The following is a 26,736-nucleotide window of genomic DNA, read 5'->3' on the forward strand; positions in this document are numbered from 1 at the left end:
TCGCGTTTTAGCTTATTCAGCCCAACTTCACACAATTATCAACACAACCTAGCGAATGTGATCCTGCTCGACACTATAAGAATCAAATTTTGTCCCGACCACGATCAATTGTTTCTGAGCGTCAGTTAGCTCAGAAGTTAGATGCAGTGTTGAACTTCATTTGTAGATAAACTGAGTCATTACCCTAAAAGAGACTCTCGCCAATTTCAGGCTGAACAATTATGAACGCGACGATCGCATATTTGAAGAACTGTTTTGAGCAAGCGTTAATTGCCGCCTTTGGCAATGATCTAGCGGGAGTTGATCCGGTGTTAGTGCCAACGAGCAATCCCCAATTTGGCGACTATCAATCCAATGTGTCGATGTCGCTGGCAAAAAGATTGGGCAAAGCACCAAGAGCGATCGCACAAGACCTAATCCAAAAGCTTGATCTCTCAGACATCTGTGAGCCGCTTGAAATTGCAGGTCCGGGTTTCATTAATATCAAGCTGAAAACAGAGTACTTGCAATCGCAGTTAGCGGCAATGCAAGGTAGCAGCCGTTTGGGAGTAGAAGCGGCTAAAAACCCAAAGCGCGTTATTGTAGATTTCTCTAGCCCTAACATTGCCAAAGAGATGCACGTAGGGCATTTGCGATCGACAATTATTGGCGATGCGATCGCGCGAGTTTTAGAATTTCAAGGTCAAGACGTTCTACGACTAAATCATGTTGGAGATTGGGGCACTCAATTTGGGATGCTGATCACCTATTTGCAGGAAGTGTGTCCTGAAGCATTAACTACGGCTGACGCATTAGATTTGGGTGATTTAGTTGCATTCTATAAAAAAGCAAAACAACGGTTTGATGAAGACCCAGAATTTCAAGAGAAGTCGCGACAGGAAGTTGTAAAGTTGCAGTCTGGGAATCCAGAAAGTCATCGCACATGGCAATTACTTTGCGATCAGTCGCGGCGCGAGTTTCAAGTTATCTATGATTTGCTAGATATTTGTTTAACTGAACGGGGAGAGTCGTTTTACAATCCGCTTTTGCAGCAAGTGATAGACGATCTGGAGCAAACAGGATTGCTTGTCGAAGATCAAGGTGCAAAGTGCGTTTTTCTCGAAGGCTTTACTAACCGAGAAGGAGAACCGTTACCGCTAATCGTGCAAAAGTCGGATGGTGGCTACAACTATGCAACAACAGATTTAGCTGCGATTCGGTATCGGATTCAAACCGATCAGGCTAAACGAATGATCTATGTCACCGATGCAGGACAGGCAAATCACTTTGCACAAGTTTTTCAAGTGGCACGTCGGGCGGGATGGATTCCTGAAGGGGTAGAAATTATTCACATTCCGTTTGGTCTGGTGCAGGGCGAAGATGGCAAAAGGCTGAAAACCCGTTCGGGTGACACGGTTCGACTGCGAGATTTATTGGATGAAGCGATCGTGCGATCGCGCGCCGATTTAGAAACTCGTTTGAAAGAAGAAGACCGTCACGAATCAGAGGAGTTTATTGCTCATACTTCTCAAATCGTGGGTATCAGTGCGGTTAAATATGCTGACTTGAGCCAAAACCGAACCAGCAATTACATTTTTAGTTTTGACAAGATGTTGGCGTTGCAGGGCAACACTGCACCTTACATGCTCTACGCTTACGTTCGAATTCAAGGAATCAGTCGTAAAGGTCAAATTGATTTTGACAATTTAGGCTCCGATCTCAAGATTTTGCTACAGGAAGAAACCGAATTTGCTTTAGCAAGACATTTGCTGCAACTTGATGAAATGATTGATCAAGTCAGCCAAGATTTGATGCCGAATCGCTTGTGTCAGTACTTGTTTGAACTAAGTCAGAAATTCAATCAATTCTACGATCGCTGTCCCGTTCTACAAGCAGAGACGTCAGTCCGAACATCGCGATTAGTTCTCTGTGACTTAACAGCCCGTACCTTGAAACTTGGATTGTCATTACTTGGAATCGGAGTACTAGAGCGGATGTAGGGATGCGATATTATCCCAGTAGTCCTATAAAAAAGGCTCTGAGAATAATGTCTATCGTTCTTATTCAGCTTTTAGCAATTGGTCTAGCCGCCGGGATCGCGGGAGGAGTGTTTGGAATTGGAGGCGGAGCGATTATGGTTCCGGCAATGGTTTTGCTATTGGGAATGGATCAAAAGTTTGCAACTGGAACCTCAATCGCCGCGCAAATTCTACCCATTGGTATCCTTGCTGCTGGCGTTTACTACCGGAGTGGAAATCTCAATATCAAACATGCATTTGTGATTGCCCTTGGTTTAGTCGTTGGTAATTTGTTTGGTGCATTGTTTGCTAATCAACCCTACATCAGTAGTGACCTGATCAAAAAACTCTATGGATTGTTTCTGCTAGGAATTGGATTGCGTTATCTCTTAGTTCGCTGATCGGTTAAATAATTTCTGATACTCATTCTCAGTGATCAAATCTTTGGTACTTTCAACGCGATCGAGAAAGACAATGCCATTAAAGTGGTCATATTCGTGTTGAAAAATGCGGGCAACAAAATCGGTTAACTGCATTTTTTGAAGATTGCCATTGCGATCGCAGTACTCAATTTCGATGGCTTGATATCGGGGAACTAGTCCACGAATTCCTGGAATGCTGAGGCAGCCCTCCCATCCTTTCACCGTTTCTGTCGAGTGAGACAAAATTTGAGGATTGATCATCGGCGTTGGCTCCATTTCCGGTGCATTTGGATAACGGGGATTCGGGCGCGATGCCACAATCATCAGTTGAAAAGACTGAGCGACTTGAGGGGCAGCAATGCCAACGCCGTTGGATTGTTTAACTGTGGCAAGTAACTGGTCGATGAGTGCTTGAATTTGATCGTCTTGAATACTCGCGATCGCTTGCGCTGTTTGTCTAAGAATCGGATGCCCGAGTTCAATAATATCTAAAGTGTCTGCCATCGAGTTGCTCCTAATTATGGTTTCTATAAACAGTGTAGGGCGTCTCAATTGAGACGCCCTACTGCATGAACTACTAGCCGCCGCCTACTCGGTTTGAGCCGTTTGAGTTGGAAACGCTCCAGGCTGGATCGCTACAGTCGTTGCACGTCCGCCTCGATTGACTTCAACTTGAAGGCTGTTGCCAATAGAACTGCTTTCCACAATTTGTTGAACTTGACTGTCTGTTGTCACCGTTTGACCGTTGATTTTCTGAATCACATCCCCTGTTCGTAATCCTCCCCTCGCAGCGGGAGAATTGGGCAACGCTCGGAAAACCACAACCCCACGATCGGCTTGAACCTGAAAACCCGCCTCGCGACTGCTGTTAATCTGTTGCTTCAATGCGGGCGTCAATGTTCGCATTTGAATGCCAAGGTACGGATGATCAACCCTGCCTTTAGAGATCAACTGTTGAGAAATTCTTTGAGCCGTATTAATTGGAATTGCAAAGCCTAAACCCTGTGCGCCGCCAATAATAGCGGTATTCATCCCAATCACTTCACCCCGTTGATTGAGGAGCGGTCCACCCGAATTACCCGGATTAATCGCTGCATCGGTTTGAATAAAGCTGACGCGCTTATCTGCAACTCGAACTTCAGCACTCGAACGACCCGTCGCGCTGATGATTCCCGCCGTTACCGTATTGTCTAAACCTAACGGGTTGCCAATTGCGATCGCCCATTCCCCTGGCTTTAGCGCTTCTGAATTACCCAGAGTCACAACAGGCAAATTGCTTGCTTGAACTCGAACCACGGCCACATCAGTCAATGGATCTTGTCCTATAACTTTGCCTCTAAGCTCACGCCCATCCTTAAGAACAACGTTCACCGAATCGGCCCCGTTGACAACATGAGCATTCGTCAAAATCAACCCGTCTGCATTAATAATAAAGCCTGACCCCGTTCCCCGCTCAACCCGTGATGAGGGCGCATTTGGAACCTGCCCACCAAAGAACTGGCGGAAAAATGGGTCGTTAAAAATGGCAGGAACGCGAGATTGAACAGTCCTCGAAGAGTCGATCCGCACCACAGCAGGGCCCACTCGCTCAGCCGCCGTTGCAATAAAATTAGCGTCTGCACCAGACAGAATAGTAGACGTTCGACTTTGAGCGATCGCGGGCGGAGGTTGTAGCACATCAGACGACAACAAGCGATTTCCAGCAAGGGCTGTACTAGCTCCCACTAAAGGCAGCATTAAATAGACAGCAGACTTTTTCCAGTTCTGATTATGCTGAGCATTGCGATTCGGCATCGGTCTATAACTCTCCTTATTGACAAACCTTATATACAAAGCAAGAATGCAAATCAAGCATCGTTTTACACTGCCTTCAGCACCGACCAAAATCAGACCCATCTGAGAGGAGATGCACACGTCATCCTGCTCTATAAGGCGAATGTTTCTAGTTTAAGAAGTAAATATGTCATTTGGGTCGCGATCGTGTGGATTCTACTTTAGTGTTCTCCTGTTCTTACAGGCATGAACGCTAACATTCTTTGACGAAGGAACGGCTCGGTTTGCTCCCTAAAACCAAAGAATAATTTCATTTCCTAGACGATTTCGTTGTCATTTCAGATTCATGTCTAACACATACCTTTGACAAGTAGGCTTGATACGGTGATGGTTACAGGTGAATGAATGGTAAGAGCGAGTTGATCGTACGTGGTGACGTTAAGCCTTTTTGATCGGCTGATTGAGATGATGCCGATTTAACAAAGCTGAGGCGACGCTACACACAGTTGGCTCGCTCGTTTTTATCTTTGTAGTTTTTTATCTCTATAGTTAATGTACCACGCAGGTTGTTTGTGATTGGCTCTACCAATTTGGCCCTATCAAACTTGGAAGGATCGCTAAAGCTAGACAATCTTACTTCAATCAAGATTATCTCTGAGAAAAACGAAAGGCTTACTAATTTAACGATTGTTTAGGCTTGTATTTTTGCAAAATCATCGAGCTACTTCTAGAAGAGCACAGTTCTTTCAATCCATTTGCCGTTTCTAAACAACCATGTTTATTGATCAAAACTAATTAAAATTTGGTTGATCTCAAATCATTCTTTATGGAGTACTCTATTCTAGGGGTTTACTATCCCCTTCATATTGGACTAAATTAATAGCAACTTTGGGAGAATAAAAACATATCTTCGGGTAATATGCGCTCAAACGCTAATATTCGACACGATGTTTTTCGTCCAACTAAGTTAGCGAAATCCAGTAAAATAGAGTCAACATCCATCAGTTCAGACGCAAGTTGATGACTAAGAAGAAGAAAATTGAGCCGCTCCTGGGCGAAGCTTTGCTCAAGAAAGTTAAGGAACTAGACGATCTCAACAAAGAGGAAAAAGCAAGGGAATGCGGCTATTACACTGTGACCAAAAACGGTGTTGAACGAGTCAATATGATGAAATTTCTCAATGCATTGATTGATGCAGAAGGAATTGAATTAGATGGTAAACAGGGAACCAATGGGCGTGGGGGTCGCAGCGCTAGTTACCGAATTAGCGTGCAGTCCAATGGTAATCTTTTGATTGGTGCTGCTTATACTAAACAGATGGAGCTTACGCCAGGGGATGAGTTCGAGATTTCTCTCGGTCGCAAGCATATTCATCTGCGTCAAATCGATCGCCAAGACGAGGAAGCAGTTTTATAAACTTAACTGGGTAAATACGTTTTATGGAAAATATCGACTGGACAACAGCGATCCCTGCCGGCGCAGCGATCGCTATCTTTCTCGGTGGATTCTTGATGATGTTTACCGGAATTTGGACGAGTCGAAAGCGATAACATCCTCTATGACGTTTTCGGCTCAAACTGAGGTCTCTAACGAAAAATGGGACGGAACAATAGCTGCTTCTATCGGCGCTTTGGCTTGCTGAGCATGCGATGAAATTGTTAAATACGGAATTAAAGATTCTCTTGTGAGCGCTAGATTGCAGGCGAGCGTAATTCCTTCTTGTTCCAGCAAGCCAATAATTTGGTGGGTTTCTTCACTATCAATTACCGGCAATTGATGCAAGCCACGAGTTGTCATCCGATCAAGAGCTTCGACTAATGGCTCTTCTTTATAAGCATATAGAATGTCAGTTGTGCATACATCATTGACGTTCTGAGTCATTGGCAAGTAGTTGATGCCGTCCGCATGATGATTTTTTTCCCAGCGCGCGATCGCGCGATTGATGTCTTGCAAAGTAATGATGCCGATTAGCTGGTCGTCTTGATTCACAACTAGTGCACTATGACGTTGATATTGGATCAACGCGAGTCCTGCTTCTGGTAACAACAAATCAGCCGATAATCGCAAAAAATTAGACTGCATTGCTTCTGCAACCGACAGATTTTTGAGAATTTCTTGATTTTGGTTAGCAAACCGCAAATCCAGAGAATCAACTTCTGGATTTGCTTCGACGGGTTTAAGCGTAGACGGTGCAACTGGTCGATTCAACCATTCTGCTAACCACACACTTAACCCAACTGCTGCCATTAGGGGTAAAACAATGCGGTAGTCACGAGTCATTTCAAATAGCAGTAGAACGGCGGTTAACGGGGCATTTACACTCGCAGCCAACACGGCGGCCATGCCAACCATTGCATAAGCTGGGGAATCGGCGATGCTAGAAGCAAACATAGGAAACACAAACGGCAAAACCTTCCCGTAAGCTGTACCGAGCGTCGCACCTAAGTACATGGCAGGCGCAAACACCCCGCCCACTAAGCCACTGCCTAAGCTAATTCCCGTGACCAACAGTTTGACGACCAGCAGCGTCAGCAGTAGCCCAAGTGAAAACTCTGCATTCCGCAACATCGCTTCGATAGTGTCGTAGCCAATGCCTAACACTTGCGGCAAGTGTAGTGCTACTATCCCAACACAAAGTCCGCCCAAGATGGGGTGAATTTCTCGCGGAATTTCAGTCAACCATCCAAACCCTGAAACTTGCCCTTGAAATGCTGTCTGAGTCCCCTTCAAAAACTTGGTATAAGCGATCGATACAATACACGCAAATAGCCCTAGACCCAAATACAACGGCAACTCCAACGGGCTCCGCACTTCATAAGCAGGCAAATCGAACGCGGGTTGTCCTCCCAGTCCAATCTGGCTGATCCAAGCGGCGACTACTGCTGCTAGAACGACCACACTCGCCGCCGAGGTTTCAAACGTTGTACCCAAAACGACTTCTAAGGCAAAAAACACGCCTGCGATCGGGGCATTGAATCCAGCCGCCAACCCGGCTGCGGCCCCAGCTCCCAATAGCAAACGCAGGCGGTCTTGAGATACCTTCAAGAGTTGACCTAAGAACATGCCGACGTGAGCGCCAATTTCAACACTTGGTCCTTCGGGTCCAAGCGACGCGCCAGAACCGAGCGAAACAGAAGCGGCAATCGCTTTCCCGATCGCTCGGGTCGGCGACAGTTCTTTTCCCGACTGGACAGCGCTAATTAATCCCGAAATACCTGCTCCAAAGTCTTTAATTTTCCATCGCATTACACTCACGATCGCGCCACCCAAAATAGGCACACAGGCTAGTGTCCACGCGCCTAATCGCCCAATGTGTCCCATTAGGTCTTCCAACATTAAACGATGAATGATCTCAATTAGGTATCGAAATGCAACAACGCCTAGCCCAGCTCCGCCCCCAATCAGAACTGCCAGCATCAAAACAATTGTTTCAGGAGGGGGCTGTAGACGGCTAAGAAAACGGTTTGGTCTGGACTCAGACGGAATTTGCTGCTCAGATAGTAGAACGTGCGGAGGGGCAGATGGCATTTCTTTTAAACGGAAAATTTTAATAAAATTAAATTTTGTTGCTGTCTCTCATTGTGATGGATCTTCCATCTCTAAGACAAGAAAATTTCTTCTAAACCGCTCTATGGCTTGAGTGAGATGAAGCCTCATAAATCTTAATAGTAGAAGATTTAATGGGAACCTAGTGAGGAACGAAAACTCAAGGATACAGAACGTCATCTAGATTAAATCTGTTTCAAATTCCTTAATGTTGAAGTGTTTAAAGCTCCGCCAAAGATCTGAAGAAGATTCGAGAAAACTTGGGTAAACTGGTCGTATTAAAGCGTGTTGCCTCTAATTACATCGAACGCTCTCAGTTACATTGGATCAGGAATTTGCGGTTGAATCGTGAACCTGCTGCAGTCGATCAAATAATTACTTATACAAATTTCCTCCCCTTCCGTGCCCGATGAATGTTTACAGCTTTGACCACTATTCTGTTCCTTGTCCGATTTGCCATCGCATGAGCGGTGTCCAGTCAGTCAAGCTGATGCGAGGATTATTGACCTGTCCTCATTGTCGATCGCGCTTTGTCGTTAGTGTCAGTGGACATTATGTTCGGGATCCGTTTGCTAAGAAACGGTTGGTAAATGAGAAAAAGCTGCGTCGCCAAAGCCGTCCCTTGGCAAGAATTTTGAGAGATTCTGGCGTTTCTAGGCATTCCCGGTTTATTGGAATTTTGACAAGTTTGCTGATATTGGGGTTTACAGTGTCGGTTTTGAGTGAGGCAGGTGGACGCAATCTTTCGATTCAGAGCTTAATTGAGCAGATTGTCAAAGTCAGTGAAGTTTCAGAATAAGCTTTGCGATTGGCGTAAAGACGCAATTTTGTAAGAATCGAGAACTTCTAGAGCCTCCTGAAGCTTTTTGAAACAAAAAATTAAGAGCAGAATGAAGTATCTGCTCAGGTATTTGTAACGAAAGTTAAACAAATATCTCAGGTTTTTTATCAAATTGTGTCAGTTATTCGCTGAAATGCTCATCTAGTATGCGTTTTCTGGTAAAAACACAGTTGTAGCCTAACTTCATTTCAAGAATCGTGGAGTACGAAAAAGAGCTTAACAAAAATTTATTAAGCTCCTTCCAGCCTACGATGCTTGCGATCTTCCTCCTCTGGAAGCGGCTTTCTAAGCTCGGAGGAGGGCATCTTGGCAAGTCCTCAGTGCCTAAAGATGCTCAGTTTTAAGAAGAGAACACGCCTCAAAGGAGTCTGACCCGCATGTTCACCCACGTCAAGCCCACCATAAGACACATTGCACCTGACAATCTAGGGGCACGATCCTTACTCAAGGTGGTCTATGTCGTGCTAGAGCCGCAGTATCAAAGCGCTTTGTCCGCCGCCGTTCGATCGATTAACGAAAAGCACCCTCATATCGCGGTTGAAATTAGCGGATATCTAATCGAAGAACTTCGAGATGCTAAGAACTACGAAGACTTCCAGCGCGATGTGGCTGAAGCAAACATTTTCATCGCCTCGCTGATCTTTTTAGAAGATTTGGCAGAGAAATTAGTTGCGGCGGTCGAGCCTCATCGCGACAACCTAGATGTTGCGGTGGTGTTTCCATCGATGCCGCAAGTGATGCGCCTCAACAAGATGGGCAGCTTTTCGATGGCTCAGTTGGGTCAGTCGAAGAGTGCGATCGCGCAATTCATGAAGAAGCGCAAAGAGCAATCGGGGTCGAGTTTTCAAGACGCGATGCTGAAGCTGCTCAACACGCTGCCCAAGGTGCTGAAGTATCTGCCCATGGATAAAGCGCAGGACGCTCGCAACTTTATGCTGAGCTTCCAATATTGGCTCGGCGGCAACTCCGAAAACCTAGAGAACTTTCTGCTGATGCTGGCAGATAAGTATGTTTACAAAGGGCAGGTTGGTGCGAGTGAGACTTACCAAGATCCGGTTACTTATCCGGATTTAGGCATTTGGCATCCGCTTGCACCCTGTATGTTTGAAGATTTGAAGGAATATCTCAATTGGTTTAATTCTAGAAAAGATATTTCAGCAGACTTAAAAGATCCGTTAGCGCCAACGGTAGGACTCGTCTTGCAACGAACGCACTTAGTGACTGGGGATGATGCCCACTATGTGGCGATGGTGCAAGAAATCGAAGCGATGGGAGCGCGAGTCATTCCTGTATTTGCAGGCGGCTTGGATTTCTCGAAGCCTGTTGATGCGTTTTTCTATGACCCGATTTCAACCGACTCCGCGATCGTAGATGTCGTCGTTTCTCTGACTGGGTTTGCCCTAGTTGGAGGTCCAGCGCGTCAAGATCACCCGAAAGCGATTGAATCGCTAAAACGGCTCAACCGTCCGTATATGGTGGCGTTGCCGTTAGTGTTTCAAACAACCGAGGAATGGCAAGACAGCGAACTGGGATTGCACCCCATTCAAGTAGCGCTACAGATTGCGTTGCCAGAGTTGGACGGGGCGATTGAGCCGATCATCGTGTCTGGGCGGGACGGAGCAACAGGCAGAGCGGTCGCGCTGCAAGATCGAATCGAAGCGATCGCGCAACGGGCCTTGAAATGGGCAAATCTCCGACACAAGCCCAAACTTCATAAGCGAGTCGCCATTACCGTTTTCAGCTTTCCACCTGATAAAGGCAACGTTGGAACGGCGGCTTATCTCGATGTGTTCGGTTCCATCTACAAAGTGATGGAAGGACTCAAGCAAAACGGCTATGACGTAGAGGATTTGCCAGAAACAGCAGAAGCGCTAATGCTAGAAGTGCTTCACGATGCCCGCGCTCAGTACAACAGTCCTGAACTCAACATTGCTTATCGAATGTCGGTTCCAGAGTACGAAGAACTGACGCCTTATCACGAAAAGCTGATTCCATCTTGGGGTCCGGCTCCAGGACATCTCAACACCGACGGTCAAAATCTTTTAGTCTACGGAAAAGCATTCGGTAACGTGTTTATTGGCGTGCAGCCAACATTTGGCTACGAAGGCGATCCGATGCGCTTGTTGTTCTCGCGATCGGCGAGTCCTCACCACGGGTTCGCCGCTTACTACACCTACCTAGAAAAGGTCTGGAAAGCGGACGCTGTTCTGCACTTTGGCACGCATGGATCGCTGGAGTTCATGCCAGGTAAGCAGATCGGCATGTCAGATGACTGCTTTCCCGACAGCTTGATCGGTACGATTCCCAACCTGTATTACTACGCGGCGAACAATCCATCTGAAGCCACGATCGCAAAGCGTCGCTCTTACGCAGAAACCATTAGTTACCTGACTCCTCCAGCAGAAAACGCTGGACTTTACAAAGGGTTGAAGGAACTCAGTGAACTGGTCGGCTCCTATCAAACACTAAAAGATTCGGGTCGCGGCGTGCAGATCGTAGACACGATCATGGATAAGGCGCGAATTTGTAATCTGGACAAAGACATTGAGTTTCCAGAAGACTCGAAAGATTTGACGTCGGAAGAACGCGATACGATCGTAGGTAAGGTTTACATCAAATTGATGGAGATCGAATCGCGGCTATTGCCATGCGGATTGCATGTGATTGGCAAACCACCGACAGCGGAAGAAGCGATCGCAACCCTCGTCAACATCGCCAGTCTCGATCGCGCTGAAGAGAACATTGTCAGTTTGCCGCGCATCATTGCCAATAGCATTGGTCGCGACATTGACGAAATTTTCCAGAATAGTGATCTTGGCGTTCTCGCAGACGTTCAGCTTCTCAATGATGTGACTCAAGCCACTCGTGCTGCCGTCGCGGCGATGGTGCAATCTCAAGTAGACGAAGAAGGTCGCGTATCGAAAATGTCGATGCTGACCAGCTTGTTTAACTTGGGTGGTAAAAAAGCGCCTTGGGTTGAATCCCTTCACGCGTCCGGCTTCAAGGCAGTAGATGAAGAACTCCTCAAGCCCTTGATCGAATTCTTGCAATTCTGTCTCAAGCAAGTCGTTGCCGATAACGAACTCGGCGCGTTGCTGATGGCGCTAGATGGGCAGTACACAATACCAGGTCCTGGCGGCGATCCGATTCGGAACCCGGATGTGTTGCCGACTGGTAAGAACATTCATGCGCTTGATCCGCAGTCTATCCCAACGGCGGCGGCAGTCAAATCTGCCAAAATCGTGGTCGATCGCTTGATTGCGCGTCAGTGTGCCGAAAACGGCGGCGCGTACCCGGAAACGATCGCGTGCGTGCTTTGGGGAACCGACAATATCAAGACTTACGGCGAATCTCTCGCCCAAATTTTGTGGATGGTCGGTGTCAAACCTCTACCCGATTCGCTAGGACGCATCAACAAACTCGAGCTGATTCCGCTCGAAGAGTTAGGGCGTCCGCGGATTGATGTGGTGGTCAACTGCTCTGGTGTGTTTCGTGACTTGTTTATCAACCAAATGGCCCTGCTCGATCGCGCTGTGAAAATGGCGGCGGAAGCAGATGAGCCTTTAGAGATGAACTTCGTTCGCAAACACGCAATGAAGCAAGCCGATGAACTGGGAATCAATCTGCGCCAAGCAGCAACTCGCGTTTTTTCCAACGCATCCGGGTCTTACTCGTCGAATGTTAATTTGGCGGTAGAGAACGGCACTTGGGAAAACGAAGAGGAACTGCAAAACATGTATCTCTCGCGCAAGGGGTTCGCATTCTCGTCTGATAATCCGGGGATGATGGAGCAAAACGAGACGCTCTTCCGCGAAAGCTTGAAGACCGCAGATGTCACCTTCCAAAATTTGGATTCATCTGAAATCTCGCTCACCGATGTCTCTCACTACTACGACTCCGATCCGACTAAAATCGTCGCGAGTTTGCGAGATGACGGTAAAACTCCAGCCTCGTTTATGGCAGACACGACAACAGCAAACGCTCAAATTCGCACATTGTCTGAAACGGTGCGACTCGACGCGCGAACCAAGCTCTTGAACCCCAAGTGGTATGAGGGCATGTTGTCTCACGGATACGAAGGCGTTCGGGAACTCTCGAAGCGATTGGTCAACACAATGGGCTGGTCGGCAACGGCAGGCGCAGTGGATAACTGGATCTATGAAGACGCGAATGAAACCTTTGTCAAAGATGAAGAAATGCAAAAGCGTCTGTTAGATCTCAATCCGAACTCGTTCCGTAAGATGGTGACGACCTTGCTAGAAGCGAATGGGCGTGGCTATTGGGAGACGAGCGAAGAGAATCTTGATAAACTCCGCGAGTTATATCAAGAAGTGGAAGATCGAATTGAGGGTGTTGAGTAAGTTTAGATTGCGATAGACCCAAAAACGTAGGGGGCATGATTCAGTAATCATGCCCCCTACGTTTATTGAATTTACTAAGATAATTCCTCTCGAGTGTCGTGCGATCGCACCAAGAAAATAGATGAAACTGAAACACTCTTAAGGCGCTGTTTCTAAATTCAGTACGATGTTGAGCGTTTTTAATAATTCTTGGGCGGTGTAGGGTTTAGACAAAAATGCGCTCACTCCGGCTTCCATCGCTGCCCTTACTTTGTCACTCGAGGCCAGCCCGCTCACAGCGACAATCTTCACCGACGGGTTCATCCGTTTCAAAATGCTGATTGCGGCGGGACCTGCCATGTTGGGCATCATCATGTCCATTAATACAACGCCAACGTTATCCTTATGTTCTGCGTACATTGCGATCGCGTCGATTCCATCATTAGCGACTAACACACTGTAGTTATATGTCTCTAACGATGTTTTCGTAATTTCACGAATCGTCGCTTCATCATCGACAACCAGAACCAACTCCCCAGCTCCTAGCGGTAATTCGGAGGTTTCTACTTGTTTCAGTTCTGAGCCTTGGATGGCTGGCAAATATACCTTAAACTCCGTTCCTTGACCCACTTCACTGTAGGCATTCACAAATCCTCCATGATTTTTGATAATGCCAATCACCGTTGAAAGCCCTAATCCTGTTCCTTTACCCACTTCCTTCGTCGTGAAGAATGGCTCGAAGATTCTCTGCAAGGTTTCAGGAGGCATTCCGATTCCTGTATCTGCAACAGAAATGACAATATAAGCACCCGCTTGGGCATCAAGATTCATCTGAGCATAGGTTTCATCTAGAACAAGGTTTTTGGCAGAAATACTCAGCGTGCCGCCATCGGGCATAGCGTCCCGAGCATTGACGCAAAGATTCATTAGGACTTGATGCAATTGAGTTGCATCAGCTGAGGTAATCCAAAGATTAGGTTCGATGTTGGTCTGGAGATCGATCGATTTTGGAAAGGTTCCCTCAATAATCTGCTTGATCTCTTGAAGCAGATGTTGAACTTGAAGTTTGATCCGCTTGCCTTCGGCTCCACGTGCAAACGACAAGACTTGATTGATCAATGCCGCTCCTCGTCTAGCGTTTGTTTCCTGCATCTTCAGAAACCGTTGCGTAGACTCATCTATGTCGCCCAATTTTAGCTGTAGCAGTTGAGAGATCGCGAGAATTGGCGTCAAGATATTGTTCAAGTCATGGGCAATGCCGCCCGCCAAAGTGCCCAAGCTTTCAAGGCGCTGGGCGTGAAGAAACTGCCGTTCAAGTTGTTTCTTCTGGGTAATGTCTGTATTCACAACCAGAATTGATTTGAGTTGTCCCTCTTCCAGCACGGCTGTCCAACGGCTTTCAACCAAAATCTCTTTGCCATCTTTCGTCAATTGAGGCAACTCTCCCTGCCATCTACCCGTTTCGACCACCGTTTTCTGAATTTCCTCAAGTTGAGGAGGAAGGGTCTGCCCTAACAGAGCCCGCGCACTCATCGCTAGCGCTTCAGCGGTTGACCAACCGTATAGGTGTTCGGCGCTTTTATTCCAAAACAAGATTTGGCCATTTAGGTCGAGAACCAAAATGGCATCGGTTGTCACGTCGAGGAGGACGGCTTGTTCGCGAATTTTCTCTTCCGAACGCTGGCGTTCGCTCAGTTCAGTTTGGACTTGGTGATAGAGTTCAGATTGTTGAATGGCGATCGCTAACTGCGTCGCTAGGTGCTGAAGCAAATTAAGCTCTAAAGTTTGCCATTGCCTAGATTCTAAGCAGTGGTTGGCAACAAGCAAGCCCCATAGCTGATCGCCTTGCACAATCGGGACAACTAAATTTGCTCTTACCTGGAGGCGAGCTAGTAAATCCCGGTGACAGTCGGATAGGTTTTCGGTATCGATGTCGGAAATTGCTTGAATCCGACCCTGGCGATACAGTTCGCGCGTCGCAGGTTGGACAAAAAAGGTGTCCTTGATTTTGGTTCCCTCGATCGACAAAGATTCAGAAATGACGGATTCTACCGCGATGATGCCGCTCCAATCGGGTTCAAAGCGGTAGATGAACACGCGATCGGCTTCCAGAAACTGTCTGACTTCAGCAACCGTAGTACTGAGAATTTCTTCTAGATCGAGCGATCGCCGGATGCGCTGAGAAATCTCCATCACAAGTCGCTCTTGCGCCATTTGCTGATGCAGCACCTGCTCGTGACGATTGCGTTCGGCAAGCTCCGCGAGCTGTACGACGCGACTTTGAGATTCGCGTCTAACTCTGCTACGGTAATCGCGGAAAAAGTCAGCTAAAGCAGGTTCGTCGTCTATCAATGCTTGAAAATTATCGATGACCCGCTGATCTGCTTCATACGCCACTTCGGAATGAGCTTCTACCCAAACATGACAGGTTTTGACGTAAGCGATAAATGTAGTTAAATGTTGATAGTTCACGACGCCTAAGAGACGGCGTAGCTCATGACGATAATGTTCTGATTGCTCACGTTCTAAGGCGATAAAGATAGCACAGTAGAGAAGACTATCTTCAAGGGCTGAGCTTAATGCTGACCAATTATCGGGCAGGCTCGGCTGTTCGGCAAGCTCTGCAAAGTGCTTCTCTATGTCTTGCTCTAGTGGAGGAGAAGATTCTAGCAACTCCAGTACCGCTTGTGCTGTCAACCCAAGGGGGCGTAGCGTGCAGCTATGGCAAATCATGCAGTAAGGAACGGCACAGAAGCGCGAGAGATAAGCAGACAGCTTCTCCTTAAACAAAGCTGGCAACGGATTGTCAACATAGGCAGTGAGAGTCTGTTGCCATAGGTTCTCTAGCACCTGCGGTGTGGACTCTGCGGGGTCAAAGAAGGGAGGCACAAAACCAAAGGTTGCCTCAATTTCCGCCCTAATCTGCTGACTCGTTCGTCCAGAATTGACACTAGCTTTAAGGTGCAAAGCTTCTTTCATAACTTGAGGTACAGTATCCGTTGGCTTGTATTGAGTCATGGTGAGTGTCAGTTCAACCACAGGATTGAAGAGAGTCCTATTCATAGTCTAGAGCGAAGCCACTTTAGTTGTTTGTTGCCCAAAAGATAAGCGCTTATTCTGTAATGTTTAGTAACAGGATCTGCGGCATTCCTTATCCCTTGCATCGTTGAGTGAATGTCACCGCCGCAAGCGGACGGTGTATCACTTCGCTCCACTCGCACGCTTCGCGGCTCGATTTCGCTCAACAGCACCCTTCGGACGCTGTGTTTGCCAAACGCAGGGCGGGGAATTAGACCCGTAAGGGTTCAGGGGGTGACAACGCAACGGGCTTAGAACCAAGATGAAAGGCTGGATTCGAGTCACACAAGCAGAAAAAATGGAGTGAAACAACTAAATTTACTCCACTGCGATCAAAAATGTTGCCTTCATTCTATCAAGCCTGTTTACAACCGCAATTGTCCGAGGCGCAATTCGTCACGCTGAAGATATTGGTCGAACTATTACAGAAAGAACAACGAACAAGTACTCGGACACAACAAACAAGTACTCAGATCCAGCAAGCGGGTTCACGGACGTTGCAAAGGAGTAGCAGAACTGGAAACTAGATTGCCGAACGTTGCGATTCTATAGAGTTTGCAGAGCCTTTTCTTTGAAGCTGTGCTTTGCGCTAATCGTCTTCTGCAAATGTTCAGTTACGATCGAGCAGACATATGCGTCGTTAATGCTTCTTCAACAATGCCGAAACAAGGGGTTTCAAAATTCGAGGAGAAGCGATTACCGCATGACCCAACCGAAAATTCTAAGGGATGAAAAACAAATTCTTCATCCCTTATCACTCAAATTCAGCTAAGCTACGCCGTTCTGCTTGAACCAAGCCTGCAACCGTTTCCAACCGTCTTCTGCGGGTTGCTGGCGGTAGCTAGGGCGGTAGTCCGCAAAGAATGCATGAGGGGCATCGGGGTAAACGATAATCTCGGAGCGGGCGGAAGATTGCTTGAGCGCCGTTCTCATTCTCTCTACCGTTGTCACCGGAATTCCATTATCTTGACCGCCGTAGAGTCCAAGAACAGGGACTTTGAGCATAGGAGCAAGGTCAACTGGATACTGCGGTTGTAGCGGAGTAGAGTCGCCCACTAACCGCCCATACCAGGCAACTCCGGCTTTTACTTGAGGATTGTGAGCTGCATAAAGCCAGGTAATCCGCCCACCCCAGCAAAATCCAGTGATTCCTAGACGGGCCGGGTCACCTTTACTGGTTTGCTTCGCCCAAGTCACAGTTGCATCTAAGTCTGATAGCACTTGAGTATCTGGAACCTTGGCAACAATCGGGCGAATCTGATCAATACTACTGAGCTTGGAAACATCTCCTTGGCGCACAAACAGTTCAGGCGCGATCGCAAGGTATCCCAGTTTGGCAAACCGGCGGCAAACATCCTGCATGTGCTCATGCACGCCAAAAATTTCTTGAATCACCAGGACGATCGGAAAAGAACTGCCCGTTGCAGGCATGGCTCGGTAGGCAGGAATAGTACCATTCGCGACTGGAATTTTCACAGGGCCAGCCGTCAAGCCTTGGGTACTGGTTTGAATTGTTTTCGCAAGAATGGGCTGAACGGCAAGAGCAAAGCCGGATGTTAGGGCTGTAGTCACGAGTTGCCTACGAGTCAGGGGAAGTCTGAGCCGGGAGAGAAATGGACGATCGCTCATAAATGTGGAAACAAAGGTTCGGAGTACAAAATTTTTTGGAGGTCAGACAACTGTGATCGAATATGTGATCGAATAAGAGACAGCCGCACATCCAAATTAAGTGACGCACATTGATCAAACTGCTTTGGCTAAAGCCTTCGGTTGTGACTCTCCTTATTTTAGTGATGCCTTCTGGAGCGAGCAAGGATGAATTCTAAGCGCTAAAAAAGCGATCGCAGCTTACGCATGCGATCGCCAATAATCTATTCAAGAAATTACTAATTCACGAGAGTTTTGGCAAAAGGGATGAAGCCGTTCTTGTTGCGTTTTCATCCCCCAAACCAAATTGACAGACCACTAGGGCGCTAACGCATTGCCTCGAATCAGGCTACCAATTGTCTTCGCCGTAATCTTCAGTTGAGTCAACGGATTCGCTGGAACAACCGTCTTATACAGATAGCTATCAAACGTCAGCTTCTGCACATCGATATCCGCACACATTTCAACAAACGCCTCACGGGTTGCATCGGAACGATAAAACACCGATTGCAGAATGTCTAACACCTTATAGGTGATGCCGTACATCTTATCCCACCGCTTCAGGTAGACCTTAAGATCCGCTTCCGTGGGAATCCGACGACCTTGATCGGAGAATTCGACGATCGTTTCTGCACACATGCGAGCAGACTTCGCCGCGAAATAGATTCCTTCTCCCGACGACTTAGTAACGGTTCCAGCCGCATCTCCTACAAGGGCAACCCGACCGACAACGCGCCGGGGTCTAGGATGCTCAGGAATCGGATGCGCTTCGACGCGGATGATTTTGCCGCCTCTTAGCCGCTTTGCCGCCCGTGCCCGGATGCCCGCCTGGAGCTTCTTAATGTCTGCCTTGTTAGGCGACATGGTTCCAGTTCCGACAGCAACGTGGTTGTATTTTGGGAAAACCCAGGCGTAGAAATCGGTCGAAACGTCGTCACCGACATACATTTCTGCCAAGTCTTCGTAGTACGCCATCTTGTCATCGGGCAGGCTGATGCGCTCTTGGAAGGCGATCGCGTAGCGATAATCTCCAGCATCAATGGCCTTTGCAATGCGAGAATTCGCCCCGTCTGCACCAATCACGAGATCGACTTGCAGGGTTTGAGCGCTGCCTTCTAAGCTGCCGTCCGAGTGATCGGCGTAATGCAGCGTGTAAGCTCCAGTATCGTTCGATGGGATTTCTAGCTTGTGAACCGTGCCGTTGATTAGTTTGGCTCCGAGAGAAATCGCGCGATCGCGCATAAAGCCATCCAAAATCTCGCGACGGCACATGCCGATGTATTCGTCATCTTTGAGCGTCGAACCGATATTGACTTCCACGTTAGACGGAGAAATCATCTTCATCTTGCGGACTTTGCGATCGATGATGTTCTCTGGCAAGTCAAACTCTGCCACCATGCAGAGCGGAATTGCGCCGCCACAAGGTTTGACGTTATCTAACTTGCGTTCAATGAGGTAAGTTTCAATACCTGCTTTCGCTAATGTCTCTGCCGCAGAAGCCCCGGCAGGACCGCCGCCAACAACAGCAACCCGTAGTGCCAAAGGTTTTCTCCCATTTATTAAAAGCTACGAAAGAATCGTACCATGCAGCTTTTGGTTAAGTGGTAGCGTTTTCCTGAAGTTGAAACAGAGCTTAACAAATCGCTTCTGACAGCAGAAAAAACAAATTCCCCACCGCTCAAAATCGAGAGAAAGAGAATTAAATCTAAATACATTTGATAATGCTTCAGAATGCTTAAGATTGTATTAAGAACAAAACTCTTGATGAGCATCAAGCATTTCGTCGTCTTCCATCCGAGCCACTGCGATCGCGGCAAACACAAACGCAAAGACTAATGGCATAGGTGATGACAGGAGACACGTTCCGAGCAATCCTAAAATTACGCCGACGATCGCCATCAGACACCAAATGCGCTCATCAAAACTGAGTCCTTTCTCGACCTTAATCGTCCGCAGCACTGGAGTTGGAATCGGCACAGGCATCACAGCATTGGGAGGAAATGCCCAATAGCTAGAGCGCTCTCGAAACCAGTCAGTCCAGCCATTGTCGGCGCACCAGTCAGAAATCCATTGATCGCAGTAGTGATTCATGCTTTAGCCTAATTCGTAAAGTGTGGGTTCAAAGAAAACGCGGACTAGAATTAATTGATCGAAGACTGTTTTGATACGATTCTCAACAGACGAGCCGAAAACCGCTTTTGGATAGATCAAACTTTTAGATCAAATTGGAAGGACTAGAGAAATCTTTCGCCGTTCGTGAGAGAAGAGCCGCACTGACTCATGGGATTCTCACCAGCTTGAGCAAGGCTAGTTAGGAATGAATAGCGTGAACTAATTTCCAATTTATTGAAGATAACAAATGAAAGAGCGCGATCGCGATTGAACGATAACAAAGTTTACTTTTGCGATTAATCTATGTCTTTTGGCAAGCCTATTTCTGGCTAGAGGTAGTAGACCCAGTAAGCGGATAGAACTCTAGACGATAGCGGTAAAGCGCAACAGGCGCTTCTCCTACCTTAAAATAGTCGGAGTCTTGGGGCGAAAGATAGATAGCAGTAATTTGATCAGCGTCAATCATCGGCGCTTCATCGTGATGCTGATATGCGGTTGTGATCTCGACCTGATTTAGGTAAGGCTGTGCGGTTCCGCGAAAGACCTGCTGAAAGACTTCAGTTGTAATAAATTCTTTAGCATTAGGAGTTTCGCTGGCGCGTCCAGTAATGGTGGACGTGAGTTGATAGTCATCTCGAAGCAACGTAATTTGCTTGTTAGGAGAAGTTGGATCAACTTTAACGGCAAGAACCGCGCGATCGCCAAGATAAGCGCGGGCAATATTTAACCCATTGAAAGCGCGATCGGCAACAATGACGGGTTCTTTTTTGGAAGATTTAAGAATGGTTGCGACGGATGTAGAAGCTTTTCGCTCAGTAAAGCGAACGTTAAAGGTAATGGGTTGATTAACGTAAGCGCGATTGTTTTCAAATCCAGGTGTAACAACATCAGGCGCGAGAGGAGCAACGAGATCAATCAAAGTGCTTTTAACCTGCCAAGTTCCAGCAATCCAAGTGGGATAGTTCAGATCTTGGTTAGGACGCTCGACTGGAGGCTTGGAGTGCCAGTTTGGGAAGGTAGCAACGCGATCGTTCAAAGGAGCAGCGAGCGTCTCAGGCATCCAGAGTAGAAATAGCAGAGATGCAAAGACGATGCAACGAAAGAAAATTTTGCGGTTAGAGAATTCGCCCTCACCCCCTGCCCCTCTCCCAAACTTGGGAGAGGGGAGCAAGAGTTCCAGTTCCCCTACACTTAAACGAAACGCATTTCTACTCATTCAGCATTACCCTTGCAGGGCAGGGGATGCAGCTTTGAGAGCAAAAATTTTCTCCAAAACGGCTTCTACCACTTTATCGGGCGTCGAGGCTCCAGACGTAATGCCAATCACAAGTTCTCCCTCAGGAAGCCAGTTTTCAACCACTTCTAAGTCGCGATGCAGCGGCTTGTGTTCAATGCGATTGCCTGCTTTAATGCGCTGATCGCTATCAATATGGAAAGACGGGATATTTCGCTCGATCGCGATTTCCTGTAGATGAGTCGTATTTGACGAATTGTAGCCACCGATGACGACCATCAAATCTAGTTTTTCTTTGACTAGATCAAACATGGCATCTTGGCGTTCTTGCGTCGCATCACAAATTGTATTGAAGCTCAGGAAATGTTCGTTGAGGTTGTGAGTGCCATATTTGCGCATCATCGTCCGCTCGAACAGTTTGCCAATCTGCTCGGTTTCCCCCTTCAGCATCGTGGTCTGATTGGCGATGCCAATGCGATCGAGGTCTACATCGGGGTCAAATCCCTCAGAATACGCTTTTTTGAACTTTGCTAAAAATTCATCTCGGTCGCCGCCGTTGAGAATATAGTCGGCGACGTACTGAGCTTGATCGAGATTCAGAACAATCAGATATTTTCCAGCAAACGAACTCGTCGCGATCGTTTCTTCGTGATTGTATTTGCCGTGAATAATTGAGGTGTGATCGCCTTTCTTGTGTTTCTCAACCGTATTCCAAACTTTAGACACCCACGGGCAGGTTGTATCAACAATTGTGCAGCCGCGATCGCTTAAAAACTGCATCTCCTGAACGCTTGCCCCAAACGCAGGCAGAATCACTACGTCTCCGCCTGCAACGCCCGAAAAGTCTTTCTGACCATTCACAACCTCAATGAACTGCACATTCATGTCTCGCAGGCGTTCATTGACCGATGGATTGTGGATTATTTCGTTCGTAATCCAAATTTTCTCGGTTGGAAACTGCTGGCGTGTTTCATACGCCATTGCTACGGCTCGTTCTACGCCCCAGCAGAAGCCAAACGCCTCGGCTAACCGAATCGTCACCGCCCCGCGTTTAAGAACGTAGTTGTTGTCGCGGATTTCTTGAACCAGATTGCTTTGGTATTCCGACTGCATCGCATCGGCGACCTCGGCGTCGTGCCCAAAGCCTTTGCGGTGATAATGGTCAGAACTATTGAGCGATCGCTTAAACGCTTTGGTATCCATCCAGTCTTTGCCCCTCAAACACACTACGTTCCCTCAAACCTGATCATAAACGTTGAGAGGGACTCCTTCAAATTACAGCTATTTTGAGCGTCGAGTCTCTACCGTTATCTGATTGAAGGTTTCAAGAGCAGAACGCCAGACGAGATAACCTTGCTGACTCAAATGTAGTCCATCAGTCGTCAACTCTGGTCGGAGAAACCCTTTTTCACCCGCAAACATCGGCTGCAAATCGAGATAACTCGCTCCTGCACTTTGGGTGATTGCTGCCAGTTTTTGATTGATCGTGCGAATGCGATCGTTGGAAATTTTGAGCAACTGTTGCCGACTCTCAGCAGTGACGATCGATTCATCGGCATGGGGCAAAATCGATTGCATCACAATTTTTGAGTTGGGATGAGTTTGCCGCAAGTCTTTCAGCATTTGTGAATAATGATCGAGCAATTCTTGATCAGAAATTCCTTTCATCAAATCGTTAATCCCAACCATGACGAAGATCGCTTGAGGATTCGTCTTTTCAAATATCTTTAAGCGTCTTAATAATCCCGTCGAGTTTTCGCCAGAGATGGCTTGGTTGAGCCAAAGGTATTCACTGGGCAGTAAATTTGACGGAAACCAAAGACTTAACGAATCGCCCGCTAAAACCATTAAGCGATCGGGCTTGTTCTTCGCCGCTGCTTTTGCTTCTTTCGTCAAAATTTCAAGCCACTGATCATAGTTGAGCCGCTGACTTGAAGGCTTATGGGTTGAAGCCGCTTGAGCAGGACTTGGTTCGGGAAAAGCGGAATCTGACTGGTCTACATAGCGCTCGCCAAAGAACCACACTAGTAATGTCACTCCTAAAATAATATTTGCGATGAGAGACAGGAGAAACCCACTAGAAGGAGGTCTGGACACGGGTTTGATAGAGCGAGTTTTGAGCCGGGTGTTGGAGTGAGAAGGTTTAGTCCGCATCAGCCATTGCGACCCTGATTTGCTAAGAAGTCTCTCATCAGAATTTTTAGTTCAGCAATCCCTTCGGCATTGGCGGCAATCTGATAGCTGTTCGCATCAATCTGTTCGCTATTGGACGCAATTTGCTCGGTATTAGTACGTTGCTGTTCGGCAACTAGGCGCAGTTGTTCGGCAACTAGGTTCAGTTGTTCGGTAGTACTGCGCTGATGTTCAGCGGTAACACGCTGCTCTTGAGCAGTGGCACGCTGCCAATCGGCAACTTGATCTAAAACTAAACCAATTCCAGAGACAATCGCTTCTAAGCGACCGAGCCGATCTTCAGAAGAAACAGAGGATTGGGACATAGATTTGCGGACTATTCTCTAACTCACACCTTATACCTCAAAACTCGGGTTTTAGACAGTTAATCGGCTCCTTCAATCGGGGCAAAGCCCTGCCGTTGGACGTTCTCGGTAATGACTCTTGGTTCGAGGAATTGCAGTAGATAATCAGGTCCACCTGCTTTGGAGCCGACACCAGAGAGTTTGAAGCCGCCGAACGGTTGACGAGCGACGATCGCACCGGTAATGCCTCGGTTGATATAGAGATTGCCAACCTCAAATTCGGTTTGGGCGTGCTCAATATGAGAGGGCGTGCGCGAATACAGCCCTCCAGTTAGCGCGTAAGGTGTGCTGTTTGCCAGATCTAATGCCTCACCGAAGGTTTTGGCTTTCATCACAGCAAGCACAGGTCCAAAAATCTCTTCTTGAGCGATTTTGGCGTCGGGGGCAACGTTGGCAAAGATGACAGGTCCGACAAAGTAGCCGCCATCTGGGGCAGGCAATTCGAGGGCAACCTCAGCTTCAGTGCGTCCTTTTTCGATATAGGATTTGATCCGTTGCTGGGCTTCGTCATCAATCACAGGACCGACGCGAGTACTGGGGTCTTCAGCAATTCCAACATTGAGCGATCGCGTCGCTTCAACCAGTCTTGCCAAAAAGGTGTCGTAAATCGGTTCAAGCACGATCGCTCGCGAACAGGCAGAACATTTCTGTCCGCTATAACTAAATGCTGACTGCACCACACCCTGAACAGCTTGATCGAGATCGGCACTTTCATCAATCACAATGGCGTTTTTGCCTCCCATTTCGGCGACAACCCGCTTCAGGTGTTTTTGTCCCGGTTGCAGAATGGCAGCGTCAGCGTAGATTTGACAGCCCACTGCTTGAGATCCAGTGAAGACGATCATATGAGTGTCTTTGTGCTTCACCATATGCGCTCCCACCGTCGAACCTTTCCCTGGCACAAATTGAAAGACGCCACGGGGAAAACCAGCTTCAACCAAAATCTCTGTAATTTTGGCCGCGATAATTGACGAGGTTTCAGCAGGCTTGAGCAAGGCACAATTTCCGGTTACAAGGGCTGCAACCGTCATGCCCATTGGAATCGCTAGGGAGAAATTCCAAGGAGAGATGACGATGACAATGCCACGAGGCTGATAGTGATAGTGATTCGTTTCTCCTGGAAAGTTGTAGCTGACGCCCGCATCCAGCCGCTCCATTTCATCTGCATAGTAGGTGCAGAAATCAATCGCTTCAGACACTTCGGCATCGGCCTCTTTAACAGGTTTTCCGGTTTCTAGCACCATCCAAGCGATTAGTTCGTCACGACGCTCGGCAGTCAGGGTAGCAGCTTTGCGAAGAATGGCAACTCGATCGCTAGCGGGCGTTTTCTTCCAACTGGAAAAGGCAGTTTTAGCAGCCGCGATCGCGGTTTCTGCCTGCTCAACATCAATCATGCCAATCTCGCCAATCACTTCACTAGAGCGGGAAGGATTAACAGATTTCAGTTTCTCTTCAGTTTCAACGTATTCACCATCAATAAGAGGCAGGTAGGTTTTGCCGAGGGTTTGGCGAACGGAGTGAATCGTGGTGGAGATACGATCGCGGGCTTCAGTCTCAGCGTAATCCGTGTCGGGCGCATTGTGAAACTGAGTCACAGTAGAGGGCACAGAGGTCACGGATAGCGGTTGGGGCGGGGCAATCAGATCTTCGACGGGACGATCTTCTAGATTTTGGCGGAGGAAAGAACTGTTGGCGGTGTTTTCCAGCAGACGACGGATCAGGTAAGACATGCCCGGAATCAGTTCACCGTAAGGACAGTAGACGCGGACTCGATAGCCCTGCTCAACCATTGCTTTGGCGAGCTTGTCACCCATGCCGTAGAGCGTTTGAAACTCGATGCGACGCTTGGGAATGTTGAGGGCTTTGACGATCGCGATCGCGTGTGCCTGAGAACGAACATTGTGGCTACCGATCGCGGCGTACAAATACTCGTGATTCTCTAGCAGCATCTCCGTCAATGTTTCGTAGTTCGCGTCGGTTGCTGCTTTATCGTTAAAAACAGGTTGCTCCCAGTCTTTCTGTACCGCTTTGATCGTTTCTTGATCCCAGTACGCGCCTTTCACAAGTCGGACGGTGATCGGAGTACCACGCTGTTTTGCCCACTCAATTAAGCCTTGTAGATCGTCTTGACTATCGCGCAAGTAGCCTTGAATGGTGACGCCAATATCAGAGCGATCGCGGAACTCATCTTCCAGTAAAAGCTGCTTCAGAATTGAGAGCGTCAGATCTTTGTATTCGTACTGCTCCATATCGAAGTGAACCGCCGCACCGAGTTCTTTGGCTCGACGCAATAAGGTTCGGCTCCGCTCGATCACTCGTGCTTCGCTGCCCTCGGCATCTAATGGATCAAACTGCGAATAAAACGCCGTCAGCTTAACTGAAACTTGTACCTTGGGAAGCGATTCCCCGTCAGCAGTATCAATTTCGGGCACGGTTGACCAAGATTTAGATGCTTCCGTTAATTGCGCCATCAGGTCTAAATAGCGATCGAGGTACGATTGCGCTTCGGCTTCTGTAATGACCGCTTCTCCTAGCAAGTCAACCGTGAATGCCATTTTCTCTTTTCGCAATCGCTCGACCGTTTTCAGAATTTGCTTTAAGTCGTCTCCTGCAATGTACTTGTGCGCCAAAGTTTGAACGGCGGTTGAAACTGTAGTCGCTGCCACTTGTCCGGGCATCGAATCTGCATTAGCAAAATTCAGCATCCCCTTGAGGGCAGACGGCAATTCAACCGTTTCATCGCTCAAATATTCCTGCATATGTCGAGCAATCTCGGCTTTGCTGCGGAGAGCGGGCAAACAGTCAATGAAGCGAAAAAGCTGTACCCGCAAGCCCGGATTGCTCATTGCCCAACCGAGCATTTTGTCATCCCATTGCAACTGATCTTTAAAGCGGGAAAAGAGCGATCGCGACTCACGAGTTGCGCTGAGTAGTTGACGGGCAATCGATTGAGTTTGATCTTCGTAGCGAGGATCGAACGCCTGACTCACCATAACTTGGGTCTCCTAGAATGCGGGGAATGAGAGTAGGGGAATCGTTCAAGACTCTAGGAGCTAGAGGAATCACTCATCCGCTACTGATGTTACAAAAGTAATTTTTCTAAAATCAGTCTTTCTATTGTCTAGTCTGAATGGGATGGCGTAAACGCACGACTTCAGTAAGGTTAGTGTTTGATAACCTACTTGAGCGAATTTGGACTGCCTTCACCC

The 26,736-nt window shown here is 47.6% G+C and carries 18 protein-coding genes; 6 read left to right on the top strand and 12 right to left on the bottom strand.

Features of this window, described 5'->3' with window-relative positions:
• Positions 1 to 221: 221 nt before the first annotated feature.
• Together argS and AC5I6P_RS07305 are read left to right on the top strand one after the other, a co-directional pair.
• The gene (gene argS / locus AC5I6P_RS07300; protein ID WP_495693092.1) at positions 222 to 1,979 is read left to right on the top strand and encodes an arginine--tRNA ligase; all 1,758 of its coding nucleotides are present in this window, start codon (positions 222 to 224) and stop codon (positions 1,977 to 1,979) included.
• 47 nt (positions 1,980 to 2,026) lie between these two features.
• Positions 2,027 to 2,398 carry a TSUP family transporter gene (locus AC5I6P_RS07305; protein WP_495693093.1) on the top strand — a complete coding sequence of 124 codons (372 nt, stop codon included), beginning with the start codon at positions 2,027 to 2,029 and terminating at the stop codon, positions 2,396 to 2,398.
• Here AC5I6P_RS07305 and def read toward each other — a convergent pair.
• Positions 2,387 to 2,923, bottom strand: a complete 537-nt coding sequence (gene def, locus AC5I6P_RS07310; RefSeq protein ID WP_495693094.1) for a peptide deformylase — start codon at positions 2,921 to 2,923, stop codon at positions 2,387 to 2,389. The two genes, AC5I6P_RS07305 and def, sit on opposite strands and share 12 nt — an antisense overlap.
• Positions 2,924 to 3,007: 84 nt before the next feature.
• A complete protein-coding gene (locus AC5I6P_RS07315) occupies positions 3,008 to 4,213 on the bottom strand; it encodes an HhoA/HhoB/HtrA family serine endopeptidase (RefSeq protein ID WP_495693095.1) in 1,206 nt (401 codons plus the stop codon).
• 999 nt (positions 4,214 to 5,212) lie between these two features.
• Between AC5I6P_RS07315 and AC5I6P_RS07320 the strand changes: the two genes are divergently transcribed.
• Positions 5,213 to 5,608, top strand: coding sequence for an AbrB family transcriptional regulator (locus tag AC5I6P_RS07320; RefSeq protein WP_495693096.1), 396 nt, complete (start codon positions 5,213 to 5,215; stop codon positions 5,606 to 5,608).
• A gap of 156 nt (positions 5,609 to 5,764) precedes the next feature.
• Here the strand turns inward: AC5I6P_RS07320 and AC5I6P_RS07325 are convergent, their stop codons facing one another.
• A complete protein-coding gene (locus AC5I6P_RS07325) occupies positions 5,765 to 7,720 on the bottom strand; it encodes a chloride channel protein (RefSeq protein WP_495693097.1) in 1,956 nt (651 codons plus the stop codon).
• Between the two features lie 427 nt (positions 7,721 to 8,147).
• Between AC5I6P_RS07325 and AC5I6P_RS07330 the strand changes: the two genes are divergently transcribed.
• Together AC5I6P_RS07330 and AC5I6P_RS07335 are read left to right on the top strand one after the other, a co-directional pair.
• Positions 8,148 to 8,537, top strand: coding sequence for a hypothetical protein (locus AC5I6P_RS07330; RefSeq protein ID WP_495693098.1), 390 nt, complete (start codon positions 8,148 to 8,150; stop codon positions 8,535 to 8,537).
• 419 nt (positions 8,538 to 8,956) lie between these two features.
• On the top strand, positions 8,957 to 12,940 hold the full coding sequence (locus AC5I6P_RS07335; RefSeq protein ID WP_495693099.1) for a magnesium chelatase subunit H: 3,984 nt from the start codon (positions 8,957 to 8,959) through the stop codon (positions 12,938 to 12,940).
• Between the two features lie 138 nt (positions 12,941 to 13,078).
• Here AC5I6P_RS07335 and AC5I6P_RS07340 read toward each other — a convergent pair whose 3' ends face one another.
• A complete protein-coding gene (locus AC5I6P_RS07340; RefSeq protein WP_495693100.1) occupies positions 13,079 to 15,982 on the bottom strand; it encodes a hybrid sensor histidine kinase/response regulator in 2,904 nt (967 codons plus the stop codon).
• Between the two features lie 111 nt (positions 15,983 to 16,093).
• Here AC5I6P_RS07340 and AC5I6P_RS07345 point away from each other — a divergent pair, with 111 nt between their 5' ends.
• Positions 16,094 to 16,252 carry a hypothetical protein gene (locus tag AC5I6P_RS07345; RefSeq protein WP_495693101.1) on the top strand — a complete coding sequence of 53 codons (159 nt, stop codon included), beginning with the start codon at positions 16,094 to 16,096 and terminating at the stop codon, positions 16,250 to 16,252.
• A 513-nt stretch (positions 16,253 to 16,765) separates the two neighbouring features.
• On the opposite strand, the gene AC5I6P_RS07350 is transcribed toward AC5I6P_RS07345, so the two are convergent.
• From AC5I6P_RS07350 to pruA, 8 genes are all read right to left on the bottom strand, one after another.
• Positions 16,766 to 17,626 (bottom strand): dienelactone hydrolase family protein, encoded by an 861-nt coding sequence (locus AC5I6P_RS07350; RefSeq protein WP_495693102.1) that lies wholly within the window; start codon positions 17,624 to 17,626, stop codon positions 16,766 to 16,768.
• A gap of 336 nt (positions 17,627 to 17,962) precedes the next feature.
• Positions 17,963 to 19,186, bottom strand: a complete 1,224-nt coding sequence (gene chlP, locus AC5I6P_RS07355; RefSeq protein ID WP_495693103.1) for a geranylgeranyl reductase — start codon at positions 19,184 to 19,186, stop codon at positions 17,963 to 17,965.
• A gap of 204 nt (positions 19,187 to 19,390) precedes the next feature.
• A complete protein-coding gene (locus AC5I6P_RS07360) occupies positions 19,391 to 19,735 on the bottom strand; it encodes a slr1957 family protein (protein ID WP_495693104.1) in 345 nt (114 codons plus the stop codon).
• A 340-nt stretch (positions 19,736 to 20,075) separates the two neighbouring features.
• Complete coding sequence (locus AC5I6P_RS07365; RefSeq protein ID WP_495693105.1) at positions 20,076 to 20,972, bottom strand: DUF6816 family protein; 897 nt, start codon at positions 20,970 to 20,972, stop codon at positions 20,076 to 20,078.
• A gap of 6 nt (positions 20,973 to 20,978) precedes the next feature.
• Entirely contained in the window at positions 20,979 to 22,193 is a 1,215-nt protein-coding gene (locus AC5I6P_RS07370) for a 4-hydroxy-3-methylbut-2-enyl diphosphate reductase (protein WP_495693106.1), read from the bottom strand.
• Positions 22,194 to 22,271: 78 nt separating this feature from the next.
• Positions 22,272 to 23,087: a GDSL-type esterase/lipase family protein gene (locus tag AC5I6P_RS07375; protein WP_495693107.1), complete on the bottom strand. Its 816-nt coding sequence runs from the start codon at positions 23,085 to 23,087 to the stop codon at positions 22,272 to 22,274.
• A 56-nt stretch (positions 23,088 to 23,143) separates the two neighbouring features.
• Positions 23,144 to 23,488, bottom strand: a complete 345-nt coding sequence (locus tag AC5I6P_RS07380) for a hypothetical protein (protein ID WP_495693108.1) — start codon at positions 23,486 to 23,488, stop codon at positions 23,144 to 23,146.
• Positions 23,489 to 23,547: 59 nt separating this feature from the next.
• The gene (pruA, locus tag AC5I6P_RS07385; protein WP_495693109.1) at positions 23,548 to 26,520 is read right to left on the bottom strand and encodes an L-glutamate gamma-semialdehyde dehydrogenase; all 2,973 of its coding nucleotides are present in this window, start codon (positions 26,518 to 26,520) and stop codon (positions 23,548 to 23,550) included.
• Between the last annotated feature and the right edge of the window lie 216 nt (positions 26,521 to 26,736).

The sequence above is a fragment of the Myxacorys sp. genome (assembly GCF_059501405.1).